The organism is Caldisericia bacterium (assembly GCA_026414995.1).
Lineage (GTDB): Bacteria > Caldisericota > Caldisericia > B22-G15 > B22-G15 > JAAYUH01.
Window position 1 is genome coordinate 1 of record JAOAHY010000046.1, and the last position, 583, is coordinate 583.

Below are 583 nucleotides of genomic sequence, written 5' to 3' on the forward strand. Positions count from 1 at the left end.
GCCAAAGAGGAATTTAAACTGTATTAAGTCTCTATATGCCCGTATATCTGATACTGGTTTCAATCTGCCAAAGAGGAATTTAAACTTGGTGCAGAAAAACATATCGCTGTCAGTAGCAAGAGTTTCAATCTGCCAAAGAGGAATTTAAACAATATAGAGATGGCAAATCACGGTTTCTGGAGACAAGTTTCAATCTGCCAAAGAGGAATTTAAACTCCTGTAATACTTCTTAAACTTCCATCTTCCAAACGGTTTCAATCTGCCAAAGAGGAATTTAAAGGAGTTTACAAGTACTCTGCTTTTATTTTTGAGATATTTATTTTAAAGTCCTGAATAGTGTATAATTTGTCCATCCTAACGAAGGAGGATAAAGAATGAAGGTGAGGATAGGATTTATTGGATGTGGTGGTATAGCACGCGCACATATGGAACGTCTTGCGAAACTTGAGAATGTAGAGTTTGTAGGTATGTGTGATATAGAAAAAGAAAAAGCAGAGGAGTTAGCAGGAAAGTATGGAGGGAAGGGATATACTGAATTTGAGAAGATGTTAGAGGAAGTAAAGATGGATGCCTGCTATATATG

The 583-nt window shown here is 36.5% G+C and carries 1 protein-coding gene and 1 CRISPR repeat array; the gene reads left to right on the forward strand.

Annotated features, from left to right (window positions below; translation table 11 throughout):
* Window positions 1-280: a CRISPR direct-repeat array (repeat unit 19 nt; unit sequence GCCAAAGAGGAATTTAAAC).
* Window positions 281-374: 94 nt separating this feature from the next.
* Window positions 375-583 (forward strand): Gfo/Idh/MocA family oxidoreductase (locus N3D74_06705; GenBank protein MCX8095853.1); only part of this gene is annotated, 209 nt, incomplete at its 3' end.